Genomic DNA, 13,476 nt, shown 5'->3' on the forward strand with positions numbered 1-13,476 from the left:
CCGGGGGCCCCGGCGGAACCCCGCCCGCGCCGCAGCCGCAGCGCCTCCCAGGGCTCGGCGAGCCAGCAGGCGCCGGGCGCGCCGGAGACACCGGACGCCCCGTGGCACACCCCGCGGGAGACCCGGCCCCCGGCCCGGCCCGACCACCCCACCCCCGACAACGGAGGCGATTCCGAGTGACCGACGCCCTGGACGTCGCCCTCCGCATCGTCATCGTCTTCGCCGTCTTCATGGTCCTCCCCCTCGTCGTCGGCCAGACCGAACACAAGGTCATGGCCCACATGCAGGGCCGCCTCGGCCCCATGTACGCGGGCGGCTTCCACGGCTGGGCCCAGCTCGTCGCCGACGGCGTCAAGTTCGCCCAGAAGGAGGACATCGTCCCCGCCGGCGCCGACCGCAAGGTCTTCCGCCTGGCGCCGGCCGTGGCCCTCCTGCCGTACCTGCTCGTCCTGGTCGCGGTCCCGGTCGGCCCCGGAGAGGGCGCGGTCGGCCAGGCCGTCGACGCGGGCATCTTCTTCGTGCTCGCCGTCATGGGCGTGGGCGTACTCGGCTCCCTGATGGCCGGCTGGGCGTCGGCCAACAAGTTCTCGCTGCTCGGCGGCCTCCGCACCGCCGCGCAACTCCTCGCGTACGAGCTGCCGATGCTGCTCGCCGCCGCCTCGGTGGCGATGGCGGCGGGCACGGTCTCGCTGCCCGGCATCCTCGACGCGTTCGAGTGGTGGTGGCTGCCCTGGCAGATCATCGGCGCCCTGGTCTTCTTCGTGGCCGGACTCGCCGAGCTCCAGCGCCCCCCGTTCGACATGCCGGTCGCCGACTCGGAGATCATCTTCGGCGCGTACACCGAGTACACCGGCCTCCGCTTCGCGCTGTTCCTGCTCGCCGAGTACGCCGGCATCGTCGTGCTGTGCGGGCTGACCACGGTCCTGTTCCTCGGCGGCTGGCACGGCCCGCTGGGCGCCGACGGACTCGGCTGGGTCTGGACCCTGCTGAAGACCGGCATCCTCGCGTTCGTCGTGATCTGGCTGCGCGTGAGCTACCCGCGGCTGCGCGAGGACCAGCTGCAGAAGCTCGCCTGGACGACCCTCATCCCCCTCGCTCTCGCGCAGATCGCGCTCACCGGCATCGTGAAGGTGGCGATCAACTAGTGCCCCCGATCCCCGGCTCAGGTCTGGCCAAGGGCCTCGCCGTCACCCTGCGGACGATGACGAAGAAGACCGTCACCGCCCAGTACCCCGACGTGCAGCCCGAACTGCCGCCCCGCTCGCGCGGCGTGATCGCGCTGTTCGAGGAGAACTGCACGGTCTGCATGCTGTGCGCCCGCGAGTGCCCCGACTGGTGCATCTACATCGACTCCCACAAGGAGACGGTGCCGGCCGCGGCCCCCGGCGGCCGTGAACGCAGCCGCAACGTGCTCGACCGCTTCGCGATCGACTTCTCGCTCTGCATGTACTGCGGCATCTGCATCGAGGTGTGCCCGTTCGACGCGCTGTTCTGGTCGCCGGAGTTCGAGTACGCGGAGACGGACATCCTGGACCTCACCCATGAGCGCGACAAGCTGCGCGACTGGATGTGGACGGTCCCGGAACCGCCCGCCCTCGACCCGCGCGCCGAGGAACCCAAGGAGCTCGCCGCGGCCCGCAAGACGGCCGACAAGCTCCGCGCCCAGCAGGAGGCGGAAGCGGCGCGGCGGGCGCAGGACGACACACCGCAGGAGGGCAACGAGTGAGCACCGCCCTCGGAGGCCCCGTCCTCGCCGCGGCGACGGCGGACCACCCCGGCTTCCTCTCCCCGACCGGTGTGGAGATCGTCTTCGTCCTCGTCGGCATCGCCACCCTCGGCGCCGCCCTGGTGACCGTCACGACCAGGCAGCTGGTGCACGCCGCCCTCTGGCTGATCGTGGCGCTCGGCGGCCTCGCCGTCGAGTACCTCCTGCTCACGGCGGAGTTCATCGCCTGGGTGCAGGTACTGATCTACGTGGGGTCCGTCGTCGTCCTCCTCCTGTTCGGCCTGATGCTCACCCGGGCCCCCATCGGCCGTTCCCCGGACGCCGACTCGGAGAACCGCTGGGCCGCCCTCGCGGTGGCCGCCGCCTCCGCCGGCACCCTGGTCTGGGTCGTCGTGGACGCCTTCCGCACGACGTGGATCGAGCTGGACGGGCCCGCCCAGGGCTCCACGAAGGCCACCGGCTCCTTCCTCTTCCGCAACTGGGTGCTCCCCTTCGAAGCGCTCTCCGTCCTGCTGCTCGCCGCCCTGGTCGGCGCGATCGTCCTCTCCCGCAAGGGCGGCCGGGCCCCGGACCGGGCCGGCGCCACCCCGCCCCGGAAGGACGCCCGCTGATGCACCTCGCCTATCCCGCGGTGCTCGCCGCCCTCCTCTTCTGCACCGGGCTGTACGGAGTCCTCGCCCGCCGCAACGCGATCCTCGTCCTGATGTCCGTCGAGCTGATGCTCAACGCCGTCAACCTCAACCTGGTCGCGTTCGACGTCTGGCTCCGCGACCGCCTCCACTCCGGCCAGGCCCTCACTCTGTTCACCATCGCCATCGCGGCGGCGGAGATCGGCATCGGCCTGGCGATCGTCCTCGCCGTCCACCGCAACCGGGGCAGCTCCGCGGTCGACCGCCTCCGCGACACCGCCGAGACCGACGAGGCCGAGACCGTCCCGGCCGGCGACGACGAGGACGACGCCCCCGCCGACGCCCTCACCGACCCCGAAGACCAGGCCACTGCTGCGGCAGGGAAGGCAAAGAAGGCAGAGGCCACCCCGTGACCACCACGACCCTCGCCGTCCTCGTCCCCCTCCTCCCGTTCCTGGGCGCGGCGGCCGGTCTGCTCCTCGGCCGCACCGCGCCCGCGTACGTGCGCCCGCTCGCGGTGCTGCCCACGCTCGTCTCGCTCGTCCTCGCGGCCGTGGTCGCCTCGCGCCAGGGCGGCGGCCGGGCCATCGACGCGGCGACCCAGCTCACCCCCACCGGCTCCGTCCCCGTCGACCTCGCGCTGCACCTCGACGGCTTCGCCGTCCTCGTCGCCGTGCTGGTCGCCCTGGTCGCGGGCTGCGTGCAGATCTACTCGACCGCGTACCTCCGAGACGACCCCCGCTATCCCTCGTACGCGGCGCTGGTCTCCCTCTTCACCTCCGCGATGCTGCTCGTCGTCTACTCCGGCGACCTGATGGTGCTGCTGGTCGGCTGGGAGGTCATGGGCATCTGCTCGTACTTCCTGGTCGGCCACTACTGGGAGACGCCCGAGGCGCGCGCCGCGTCCCTGAAGGCGTTCCTGGTCACCAAGCTGGGCGACGTCCCCTTCCTCATCGGCCTGTTCGCGCTCGCCGCCGACACCGGCTCCTTCCGCATCACCCGCGTCCTGGGCGCCGTCGCCCACGGCGGCCTCGATCACCCGACGCTCATCGCACTCCTCCTCCTGGCCGGGGTCGCGGGCAAGTCCGCGCAGTTCCCCCTGCACACCTGGCTGCCCGACGCCATGGCCGGCCCGACCCCCGTCTCGGCGCTGATCCACGCGGCGACGATGGTCGCCGCCGGGATCTACTTCGTCGCCCGCCTCCTCCCGGTCTTCGCCGCGTCCGGCGCGGCCCTGGTCGTCCTCGCCGTGATGGCGGCCGTCACGATGGTCGGGTCCGGGCTCGCCGCGCTCGCCCAGGACGACATCAAGCGCGTCCTCGCCTACTCGACCATCGGGCAGCTCGGCTACATGTCGGGCGCCCTGGCCGTCGGCGACCGGGGGGCCGCCGTCTTCCACCTCGTCTCGCACGGTGCCTTCAAGGCGGTCCTCTTCCTCGCGGCCGGCGTCGTCATCCACGCCGCCGGCACCAACTCACTGGCCGCCATGTCCCGGATGAGCGGCCTCGCCCGCCGCATCCCGGACGCCTACTGGACGATGACCGTCGCGCTGCTCGCGCTCGCCGCCATCCCCCCGTTCGCCGGCTTCTTCTCCAAGGAAGCCGTCCTCGTCGCCGCCGAGCACACCGCGCTCGGCGACCGGCACGTCGCCCCGGCCGCCGCGGGCTGGACGGTCCTCGTCGCCGGGCTGCTGGCCGCCGTGCTCACCGCCGCCTACGCCACCCGGCTCTGGCTCCTCGCCTTCCGGGGCCGGGGCACCGAGGCCCCCGACCACGGCAGGCAGCCCGCCGCGATGACCGCCGTCCTGTGGGTCCTGGCCGTCCCGACCATCGCCCTCGGGCTGAGCGTCGGCGTCATCGGCGACTGGTTCGACGGCCACCGCCTCGTCCCCTCGCTGACCACCGCCGTCCTGTCCACCGGCGTCGGCCTCGTCGGCGGGCTGGTCACCTACGGGGCCTGGCGCCACACCACCGCGCTCGCCGCCCGCGTCCCCATGGGCTCCGTCGTCGCCCACCCGGGCGCGGAACCGGCCCTCGTGGAGATCGAGGCCATCGAGGCCCGCACCGCCGCCTACGGCCCGGCCGGGGACGCCCCCGACCCCGCCGACCCCGGACGCCTGCTGCTCGGGCCCCTGCACCGCCACGCGGCCACCGGCTTCCACCTCGACGCCCTGTACGCGGCGCTGTTCGTCCGCCCCGTCCAGGCCGCGGCCCGCCTCGTCCGCTTCCTGGACCGCGAGGTCGTCGAGACCTACGTACGCGGCTCCGCCACCGGCGCACGCTGGCTCGGCACGGCCGTCCGCCGCGCCCAGACCGGCAACGTGCAGACCTACCTCAGCGCACTGCTGGCCGGTTCCCTGGTCCTGGCGGTCGCCGCCGTCGTCTTCGCCAACGTCAACGCGGGGTCCTGAGCCGTGATCGATATCAGCGCATCCGTGATGCAGTTCCTTCTGGCGTTCGTCGTCGTCGGCCCGCTCATCGGGGCCGTCGCCGCCCTGCTCCCGGCACCGCCCGGGCTGAAGGGCCGCAGCCCCGACCAGGCCGTGCTCCGCCACGGCGTGACCGTCACCGGGGTCATCCTCGTGGCGACCCTGGTGCTGGCCGCCGGCTTCGACCACGACCACCCGTCGAAGATGCAGGCCACCACCGACATCAGCTGGATCCCGGCGCTGGACGTGCGCATCCACCTCGGCATCGACGGCATCTCGCTCCCCCTGCTCGTACTGACCGCGCTGCTGACCTTCCTCTGCGCGCTCTACAGCTACTTCAAGCTGCCCGAAGGCCCCTCCCCGAAGGCGTTCGTCGCGCTCGTCCTCCTCCTGGAGTCCGGCACCCTCGCCACCTTCGCCGTCCTCGACCTGCTCCTGTTCTTCCTGGCGTTCGAGATGGTGCTCATCCCGATGTACTTCCTGATCGCCCGGTGGGGCGGTGCGGGGAGGCAGGCGGCGGCCTGGAAATTCATCCTCTACACACTGCTCGGCTCGGTCGTCATGCTGCTGGGCCTGCTCCTCATCGGACTGAAGAGCGGCACCTTCGACATGGTGGCACTCGCCACTGACAACGGCCGCGGGCTCACCTCGTCCGTGCAGGTCACCGCCGTTCTGGCGATCGGGATCGGGCTCGCCGTGAAGACCCCGATGTGGCCGTTGCACAGCTGGCTGCCCGACGCCCACACCGCCGCCCCCACGGTCGGCTCGGTGCTCCTCGCGGGCGTCCTGCTGAAGATGGGCACGTACGGGTTCGTCCGCATCCTGCTCCCGGTCGCCCCGGACGGGATGCGCACCTTCGCCCCGTACCTCGCGGCCTTCGCCGTCGCGGGGATCGTCTACGGATCGCTCGCCTGCCTGGCCCTCGCCCGGCCCGGCGCCAAGGGCGACCTGAAGCGGCTCATCGCGTACTCCTCCGTCGGCCACATGGGCTTCGTGCTCCTCGGTATCGCGAGCATGACCCCCACCGGCGTCAACGGCGCGCTCTTCGCCAACATCGCCCACGGGCTGATCACCGGCCTGCTGTTCTTCCTGGTCGGCGCCGTCAAGGACCGGTACGGCACCGCCGACCTGGACACCCTCGCCGGGGCCACCGGCGCCGCCCTCTACGGCCGCGCGCCCCGCCTCGGCGGCCTCCTCGCGTTCGCCGCGGTCGCCTCCCTCGGGCTGCCGGGGCTCGCCGGGTTCTGGGGCGAGATGCTCGCCCTGTTCGGCGCGTTCGACCCGGCCGAGGGGCTGAGCCGGCCCGCCTTCCTGACGTTCATGTCGATCGCCGCGTTCGGCACCCTGCTCACCGCCGCGTACCTCCTGATCGTGGTCCGCCGCGTCTGCATGGGCGCGCACCGCGACGAGCCGCGGGTCATCGCCGACGTCCAGAGCTACGAGATCGCCGCCTGGGCCCCCCTCGCGGCCCTCACCGTCCTCGCCGGCCTGTGGCCCGCCGTCCTCCTCGGCCTCACCGACCCGGCCGTGCAGAAGCTCCTCGCAGGAGGCAAGTCGTGACCACAGCGGCCGAGAGCGCCACCAGCCTCGTCCAGTCCGTCGACTGGCTCGCCATCGCGCCCCCGCTCACCGCCGCGGCCGTCGCCCTCGTCGTCCTGGTCGCCGACCTCTTCGTCACCGAGGCCCGCAAACCGCTCCTCGGCTACGGGGCCGTCGCCGGACTCGTCGCCGCGCTCGCCCTGATCGTCCCGCTCCACGACGGCGACCGTTCCACCTTCTGCCTCACCACGGGCAGCCACGCCTGCAGCTACACCGCCGACCACTTCACCCTGGTCATCCAGGCCCTCGTGCTCGGCGGCGCGCTGCTCACGGCGCTGCTCTCCCTCGGCGACACCCGCAAGCTCCCGGCCGGCGAGTTCTGGTTCCTGCTGCTGTCGTCCGCCGCCGGGGCCGCGCTCCTGCCCGCCTCCCGGGACCTCGCCACGCTGGTCGTCGCCCTCGAAGTCGCCTCGCTGCCCGCGTTCGCGCTCGTCGGCATCAAGCGCGGCGACCGGCGCTCCTCCGAGGCCGCGCTGAAGTTCTTCCTGTCGTCCGTGACCGCCACCGCCGTGATGCTCCTCGGCGTCAGCTTCGTGTACGCGGCCACCGGCACGCTCCACCTCACCGACCTGGCCGGCCGCCTCGGCCACGTCGACCCGGGGCTCTCCACCCTCGCCGGGGCGGGCGTCGCCCTGACCCTCGTCGGCTTCGCCTTCAAGACGGCCGCCGCGCCCTTCCACTTCTGGGTGCCCGACACCTACGTCGGCGCCCCCCTGCCCATCGCCGCCTACCTCTCGGTCGTCGGCAAGGCGGTCGGCTTCACCGGCCTCATCCTCGTCACCGTGATCGCCTTCCCGGCGTACGCGGACGTGTGGGGTCCCGCCCTCGCGGTCCTCGCCGCGCTCACGATGACCGTCGGCAACGTCGCCGCGCTGCGCCAGAGCGCCTCCCGCGCGCACAGCGCCGTACGCCTGCTCGCGTGGTCGTCCGTCGCGCAGGCCGGGTACCTGCTCGTCCCCGTGGCCGCCGCCGCGTACGCGGGGGAGCGCCGGATCGGCTCCACCGTCGCGTACGCCCTGATGTACGCCGTCGTGAACCTCGGCGCCTTCGCGGTGGCCGCCCTGGTCGCCCGTACCCGCCCCGGCAACCGTCTCGACGACTACCGCGGCCTGCACGCCACCCGGCCCCCGGCCGCCCTCGCGCTGGCGTTCTTCCTGCTCTGCCTGGCCGGGCTGCCGCCGGGGATCATCGGGCTCTTCGCCAAGGTCACGGTGTTCTCCGCCGCCGTCGACGCGGGCCTGGGCTGGCTCGCCGTCGTGATGGCCGTCAACGTCGTCGTCGCGCTGTACTACTACCTCCGGTGGACCGCCGCCCTGTTCCGCGCGCCCGCGGACGGGGAAGAGGCCGTGCCCGCCGTACGGCACCGTGTCCCGGTGCCCCTCACCGCGGCGATCGTCCTCACCACCGCCGCCGGAGTCGTCCTGTCGGGTGCTCCGCAGACCGTCCTGAGATTCGCCGCCGTCAACCTCTTCTGAAGTCGTTCACCTGTTCGAAAGGTGACGAGATCGGTTTGCCCCCGGCCACCCGCACAGGGCAAGGTCGGTGCCTTGCGACGCGTACGACGTTCTCACCATGACAAGGAGCCAGAGCAGTGCTGAGCGGGTTCAAGGACTTCATCCTGCGCGGGAACGTCATCTCCATGGCGGTCGGTCTCGCCGTCGGAGCCGCGTTCACCGCGGTCGTCACGGGGTTCAGCAACGCCTTCATCGTGCCGCTCATCGGCGTCATCACGCGCGGCACCGGCGACTTCAGCAAGGCGCACTTCGTGGTCGACGGCGTGGACTTCCCGTACGGCCTGTTCATCGCCGCCGCGATCGCCTTCCTCATCACCGCGTCGGTGCTCTACTTCGCCGTCGTCATGCCGATGGCCAAGGTCCAGGACCGCTTCACCGCCAAGAAGGGCGACGAGCCGGTCGACATCAAGGCCGCCCTGCGCGACTGCCCCCGCTGCTACACCCCGATCCCGGCCATCGCCTCCCGCTGCGCCCACTGCACCAGCGAGGTCGAGCCCGACCCCGAGGCCCTGGCACTCGCGAAGCTCCCCGCCCCGCGCTGAGCGCGGCGCCGCACACCTCCACCCGGACGGCCCAGAGCCGGGCCCCACGCGTACAGCGGGGCCCGCCTGGGCCGTCGGGCCGTCCGCACCGGGGAACTCGCTCCCGCCGCCTGGCGTTGACCAGTACAGGAGGCTCCACTGAGCGGTGGGGCCCCACTCGCCAAGGGCTCCCCTGCCGCACGATTTGGAGGGCGTACCGTGCACCGCCGGCACAACGGGCTGAAAACCGCCGTACTCCTCGGGGGCCTGTCCGCACTCATCATCGTCATCGGCAGCTTCTTCGGGCGTACGGGCCTGATCGTCGCCCTCCTGGTGGCGATCGGCACCAACGCGTACGCGTACTGGAACAGCGACAAGCTGGCGCTGCGGGCCATGCGCGCACGCCCCGTGAGCGAATTCGAGGCGCCCCAGCTCTACCGCATGGTCCGTGAGCTCTCCACCTCGGCGCGCCAGCCCATGCCCCGGCTCTACATCTCCCCGACCCAGGCCCCCAACGCCTTCGCGACCGGCCGCAACCCGCGCAACGCGGCGGTCTGCTGCACCGAGGGCATCCTGAGCCTCCTGGACGAGCGCGAACTGCGCGGCGTCCTCGGCCACGAGCTGAGCCACGTCTACAACCGGGACATCCTCATCTCCTCCGTCGCCGGAGCGCTGGCCTCCGTCGTGATGTTCCTGGTCAACTTCGCCTGGCTGATACCGGTCGGCCGCTCCAACGACGACGAGGGCCCGGGGCTCCTCGGCATGCTGCTGATCATGATCCTGGGGCCGCTCGCCGCGTCCGTCATCCAGCTGGCCGTCAGCCGTTCCCGGGAGTACGAGGCGGACGCCTCGGGCGCCCGGCTCACCGGCGACCCGCTGGCCCTCGCCGGCGCCCTGCGGAAGCTGGAGGCCGGGACGCAGCAGCTCCCGCTGCCCCCGGAGCCCAGGATCGAGACCGCCAGCCACATGATGATCGCCAACCCCTTCCGCGCGGGGCAGGGGATGTCCAAGATGTTCTCGACCCACCCGCCGATGGCGGAGCGCATCGCCCGACTCGAGCAGATGGCAGGTCCTCGCCCGTGAAAACCATTCTGAACGTCATTTGGCTGGTCCTCTGCGGATTCTGGATGTTCCTCGGCTACCTGCTCGCGGGAGTCCTGCTCTGCATCACGATCATCGGCATCCCCTTCGGCCTGGCCGCCTTCCGGATCGGCGTCTACGCCCTGTGGCCCTTCGGGTACCGGGTGGTCGACCGCCGGGACGCGGGCGGCCCGTCCTGCGTGGGCAACGTGCTCTGGCTGATCCTCGCCGGCTGGTGGCTGGCGCTCGGTCACATCACCACGGGCATCGCCCTGTGCATCACGATCATCGGGATCCCCCTGGGCATCGCCAACTTCAAGCTGATCCCGGTGTCGCTCATGCCCTTCGGCAAGGAGATCGTGCGCACCGACGAGCAGTTCGCCGGCTGGTAGGCCCTCCGGCCCACAGCCCGCCGCAGGCAACCACCCGCCCGTCCCCGGCGTCTTGTCCCCCAGGACAAGAGGGATGGGTAGGTTCGCACGCATGACCATTATCGGCTGGATCATTCTCGGGCTCGTCGCGGGCGTCATCGCCAAGATCCTGCTGCCGGGGCGCGATCCCGGCGGCCTGGTGGGCACGACGCTCATAGGGATCGTCGGCGCGTTCCTCGGTGGCTGGATATCGTCGCGCTTCCTGGACCGCGAGATCACCAAGGACTTCTTCGACCCCGCGACCTGGGTCGCGGCCATCGGCGGCTCGCTGGTCCTCCTGATCGCCTACCGGCTGCTCTTCGGCAACTCCCGCGAACGCCGCTGACGTCAGCCGCTCAACCCTGTTTCGCGCAACGTCACATTGAGCCGGCCACCGCTCATTCCCGTACCCGGAGGGGCGGTGCCGGGCCGGACCACCGGCACCCCGTGGAACGCCCGGCGCGCCGGGCCGCCGAACACGAACAGATCGCCGGACGCCAGCTCCACATCGGTCCACGGCCTGCCCCGGCCCTCCGTGTTGCCGAACCGGAAGACACACGTGTCCCCGATGCTGAGCGACACCACGGGCGCCCCGGACCGCTCCTCGGCATCCCGGTGCATGCCCATCCGGGCCGTACCGTCGTAGAAGTTGACCAGCGCGGCATCCGGCGCGTACGCCTCCGAGCCGCCTCCCGGCCCGTACGCCTCCGCCACCGCCGCCCGCCCCAACTCCGCCAGCCACGAGGGGAAAGGGAGCACCGGAGCACCGTTCACATCGTCGGCGGTACGCGCATACCGGTACGGCTGCCAGTGCCACCCGAGGCACACCGTCCGCACCGACATCACCCCGCCCCCCGGCAACGCCGTGCGCCGCAGCGGCACGGGCCCCCGCGCCCATTCCCGGCACGCCACCACCAACTCCCGCTGCCGCTCGGGCGACAGCCAGTCGGGCACGTGCACGGCCCCCGGCGCGACGACGGCACGCGACCGCGGGAAGAGCCCGTCCATCAGCGGTGCCCCGTCAACGCCCCGCCAGGGCCCCTTCGAGCCCCAGCAGCCGTTCCTTGCGCTCCAGCCCGCCCGCGTACCCGCGCAGCGCGCCGTCCGCACCGATCACCCGGTGGCACGGCCGCACGACCAGCAGCGGATTGCGCCCGATCGCCGTACCCACCGCCCGCACCCCGGCGCCGCTCGCGCCGACGCGCGCGGCGATCTGCCCGTACGAGACCGTCTCGCCGTACGGAACGGCGTCCAGTGCCGCCCAGACCCGCCGCTGGAACTCGGTGCCCCGCCCCTGCGCGTACACCAGGTCGAAGCGCGTCCTGCGCCCCTCGAAGTACTCGCGCAGCTGCGCGGCGGCCCCCGCGAACGCCTCCGGCGCGTACACCCAGCCGTCCTGGACGAGGGTGCCGCCCTTCTGGCCGGGCACGGAGAGCGAGACGAGGGCCGCCTCGGCCGCGCCCGGCAGGTGCTCGCCGACCAGCAGCAGTTCGCCCAGCGGGCTGTCGACCGTCGTGTACGTGGTCATGACCGGTCCCTCTCCTCGTCCGTACGACCGGCCGGAACGCCGGCCGCCACGGACCAGTCTGCTGCGCCCGAACCGCCGGGACCGGCGGTATTCGGACATGCAGTCCGGGCGCGGAACGAGAAGTTCCGCGCCCGGACCAGACGCTTCAGCGGTAGTTCGCGAACTGCACGTCGAAGTCGAAGTCCTGGGCCTTCAGCAGCGCCTGCACGGCCTGCAGGTCGTCCCGGCTCTTCGAGGTGACCCGCAGCTCCTCGCCCTGGACCTGGGCCTTGACGCCCTTGGGCCCCTCGTCGCGAATGATCTTCGCGACCTTCTTGGCGTTCTCCTGGGAGATGCCCTCCTGGATCGAGGCGAACAGCTTGTACTCCTTGCCGGACAGCTGCGGCTCACCGGCGTCCAGCGACTTCAGCGAGATACCGCGCTTGATCAGCTTGGACTGGAAGATGTCGAGGATGGCCTTGACCCGCTCCTCGCCGTTCGCCTGCATCAGGATCTTCTCGCCGGACCACGCGATCGACGCGTCCGTGCCCTTGAAGTCGTATCGGGTGGAGATCTCCTTGGCGGCCTGGTTGAGGGCGTTGTCGACCTCCTGCCGCTCGACCTTCGAGACGATGTCGAAACTGGAGTCGGCCATGACGTGTGGCTCCTTGGATCGGGGGTGCTGGAAAGTGCGTACCTGGCGCGGCGGCCGCGTCAAGCCTAGCCACCCGAGACCGCACGGGCCTCCGAACAATCCGGTGGCGTAGCACCCTCGGTCATCAGGTATTGTTTACGTCGTTGCCAGAGAGCACCGCGGGAAACCCGGGATTCGAAGGCGGCATCCCTTGGCGGTGTGCCCGAGTGGCCAAAGGGAGCAGACTGTAAATCTGCCGGCTCAGCCTACCCAGGTTCGAACCCTGGCGCCGCCACAAGCAAGGCCCCCGTTCTCCGAACGGGGGCCTTCTTCGTGCGTGCCGGTCAGTTGCCCGCGATGTCCTTCACCGCGACCGCCAACGGCACGTTGCCCGAGATCAGCTCCAGGGTCAGGCCCGCCGTGGCCGGGGTGTCCAGGAGTTCGACCAGGGCCGCCGCCACGTCGTCGCGGGGGACCGGGCCGCGGCCCGTGGACGCGGCGAGGAGGACCTGGCCGGTGCCGGCGTCGTTGGTGAGCATCCCGGGGCGCAGGATCGTCCAGTCCAGGGCGGAGCGGGAGCGTACGTCCGCGTCCGCCGCGCCCTTGGCCCGCAGGTACACGTCGAACACCTCGTCCCCGGCGTGGTCCGGGTCGGCGCCCATGGACGAGACCACGACGTAACGCCGCACCCCCGCCCGTTCCGCCGCGTCCGCGAAGAGCACGGCCGCGCCCCGGTCCACGGTGTCCTTGCGGGCCGTGCCGCTGTCGGGGCCCGCGCCGGCCGCGAAGACCGCCGCGTCGGCGCCGCGCAGTACCTCGGCGACCTCCTCGACCGTGGCCGATTCCAGGTCCAGCACCACGGGCTCGGCGCCCGCCGCTCTGAGGTCGTCGCCCTGTCCGGGGTTGCGGATGATGCCGGCCGCCTCGTCCCCGCGCGCGGCGAGCAGGCGCTCCAGCCGCAGCGCGATCTGACCATGTCCACCTGCGATGACAATGCGCATACGACCGACGGTACGCCGGAGCGCGCCGCGACGCTCACGGCCCGCCGGTGGATTCCGGCCGTCCCTGGCGGGGAAGACCCGGCCCGCCGCCGGCCTCCGGGGCGCCGTACTCGCGCACCGCGCTGGTCCGGGCCACCACCCGCCCCCGGTGCACCACGATCCGGCTGTACGCCAGCGACAGCGCCCCGGCCAGCCCTTCCCCGCGTACGGCGAGCAGCTCGGCCGGGAAGCCCGCCTCGACGCGGACGCCGGGGAGCCCCATGACGTGCCGGGCCTCGGCGGACACCGCCGCGTAGGCGTGCTCGGGGCTCAGACCGCCCTGCGAGGACAGCAGGAACGCCGCCTCCAGCGGGTCGCCGCGCCCCACCGGATTCGCCGGGTCGCGCAGGGCCCCGCCGCCCGCCGCGACCCGCACCCCGGCCTCGCG

General features: G+C 72.2%; 15 protein-coding genes, 1 tRNA gene and 2 pseudogenes. 13 read left to right on the forward strand and 5 right to left on the reverse strand.

Annotated features, from left to right (window positions below; genetic code table 11):
- From G3I41_RS36525 to G3I41_RS26695, 12 genes and pseudogenes are all read left to right on the forward strand, one after another.
- Positions 1-180 (forward strand): annotated as a pseudogene (locus G3I41_RS36525) (NADH-quinone oxidoreductase subunit C); the annotation flags it as partial.
- Positions 177-1,145 carry a complex I subunit 1 family protein gene (locus tag G3I41_RS26645; protein WP_164402918.1) on the forward strand — a complete coding sequence of 323 codons (969 nt, stop codon included), beginning with the start codon at positions 177-179 and terminating at the stop codon, positions 1,143-1,145. The pseudogene G3I41_RS36525 and the gene G3I41_RS26645, both read left to right, overlap by 4 nt.
- Positions 1,145-1,726 carry an NADH-quinone oxidoreductase subunit I gene (locus G3I41_RS26650; RefSeq protein ID WP_164402919.1) on the forward strand — a complete coding sequence of 194 codons (582 nt, stop codon included), beginning with the start codon at positions 1,145-1,147 and terminating at the stop codon, positions 1,724-1,726. Before G3I41_RS26645 ends, G3I41_RS26650 begins: the two co-directional genes overlap by 1 nt.
- On the forward strand, positions 1,723-2,337 hold the full coding sequence (locus G3I41_RS26655) for an NADH-quinone oxidoreductase subunit J (protein ID WP_164402920.1): 615 nt from the start codon (positions 1,723-1,725) through the stop codon (positions 2,335-2,337). The genes G3I41_RS26650 and G3I41_RS26655 overlap by 4 nt, the downstream gene beginning before the upstream one ends.
- Positions 2,337-2,768, forward strand: a complete 432-nt coding sequence (gene nuoK, locus G3I41_RS26660) for an NADH-quinone oxidoreductase subunit NuoK (protein ID WP_164402921.1) — start codon at positions 2,337-2,339, stop codon at positions 2,766-2,768. The genes G3I41_RS26655 and nuoK overlap by 1 nt, the downstream gene beginning before the upstream one ends.
- Positions 2,765-4,765, forward strand: coding sequence for an NADH-quinone oxidoreductase subunit L (locus G3I41_RS26665; protein ID WP_164402922.1), 2,001 nt, complete (start codon positions 2,765-2,767; stop codon positions 4,763-4,765). The genes nuoK and G3I41_RS26665 overlap by 4 nt, the downstream gene beginning before the upstream one ends.
- 27 nt (positions 4,766-4,792) lie before the next feature.
- Entirely contained in the window at positions 4,793-6,343 is a 1,551-nt protein-coding gene (locus tag G3I41_RS26670; RefSeq protein WP_164402930.1) for an NADH-quinone oxidoreductase subunit M, read from the forward strand.
- Complete coding sequence (locus G3I41_RS26675; protein ID WP_164402923.1) at positions 6,340-7,857, forward strand: NADH-quinone oxidoreductase subunit N; 1,518 nt, start codon at positions 6,340-6,342, stop codon at positions 7,855-7,857. The genes G3I41_RS26670 and G3I41_RS26675 overlap by 4 nt, the downstream gene beginning before the upstream one ends.
- A gap of 116 nt (positions 7,858-7,973) precedes the next feature.
- Positions 7,974-8,438 carry an MscL family protein gene (locus G3I41_RS26680; protein WP_164402924.1) on the forward strand — a complete coding sequence of 155 codons (465 nt, stop codon included), beginning with the start codon at positions 7,974-7,976 and terminating at the stop codon, positions 8,436-8,438.
- A gap of 198 nt (positions 8,439-8,636) precedes the next feature.
- Complete coding sequence (gene htpX, locus G3I41_RS26685) at positions 8,637-9,500, forward strand: zinc metalloprotease HtpX (RefSeq protein WP_164402925.1); 864 nt, start codon at positions 8,637-8,639, stop codon at positions 9,498-9,500.
- Complete coding sequence (locus G3I41_RS26690; RefSeq protein WP_164402926.1) at positions 9,497-9,889, forward strand: YccF domain-containing protein; 393 nt, start codon at positions 9,497-9,499, stop codon at positions 9,887-9,889. The genes htpX and G3I41_RS26690 overlap by 4 nt, the downstream gene beginning before the upstream one ends.
- Before the next feature lie 91 nt (positions 9,890-9,980).
- The gene (locus G3I41_RS26695) at positions 9,981-10,253 is read left to right on the forward strand and encodes a GlsB/YeaQ/YmgE family stress response membrane protein (protein ID WP_143626001.1); all 273 of its coding nucleotides are present in this window, start codon (positions 9,981-9,983) and stop codon (positions 10,251-10,253) included.
- Between the two features lie 2 nt (positions 10,254-10,255).
- Here G3I41_RS26695 and G3I41_RS26700 read toward each other — a convergent pair whose 3' ends face one another.
- From G3I41_RS26700 to G3I41_RS26710, 3 genes are all read right to left on the reverse strand, one after another.
- On the reverse strand, positions 10,256-10,915 hold the full coding sequence (locus G3I41_RS26700; RefSeq protein WP_164402927.1) for an alpha-ketoglutarate-dependent dioxygenase AlkB: 660 nt from the start codon (positions 10,913-10,915) through the stop codon (positions 10,256-10,258).
- Between the two features lie 13 nt (positions 10,916-10,928).
- A complete protein-coding gene (locus G3I41_RS26705; RefSeq protein ID WP_164402928.1) occupies positions 10,929-11,435 on the reverse strand; it encodes a methylated-DNA--[protein]-cysteine S-methyltransferase in 507 nt (168 codons plus the stop codon).
- A gap of 145 nt (positions 11,436-11,580) precedes the next feature.
- Positions 11,581-12,069: a YajQ family cyclic di-GMP-binding protein gene (locus tag G3I41_RS26710; RefSeq protein WP_018519335.1), complete on the reverse strand. Its 489-nt coding sequence runs from the start codon at positions 12,067-12,069 to the stop codon at positions 11,581-11,583.
- A 192-nt stretch (positions 12,070-12,261) separates the two neighbouring features.
- On the opposite strand from G3I41_RS26710, the gene G3I41_RS26715 reads away from it, so the two are divergent.
- Positions 12,262-12,343: transfer RNA gene (locus G3I41_RS26715), tRNA-Tyr, on the forward strand.
- 49 nt (positions 12,344-12,392) lie between these two features.
- Here the strand turns inward: G3I41_RS26715 and G3I41_RS26720 are convergent.
- Both G3I41_RS26720 and G3I41_RS26725 read right to left on the reverse strand, forming a co-directional pair.
- A complete protein-coding gene (locus G3I41_RS26720) occupies positions 12,393-13,049 on the reverse strand; it encodes an SDR family oxidoreductase (RefSeq protein ID WP_164402929.1) in 657 nt (218 codons plus the stop codon).
- A gap of 34 nt (positions 13,050-13,083) precedes the next feature.
- Positions 13,084-13,476 (reverse strand): annotated as a pseudogene (locus tag G3I41_RS26725) (hydrolase); the annotation flags it as partial.

Origin of the sequence: Streptomyces sp. SID9727, assembly GCF_010550605.1 — a bacterium.
Classification (GTDB): Bacteria; Actinomycetota; Actinomycetes; order Streptomycetales; family Streptomycetaceae; genus Streptomyces.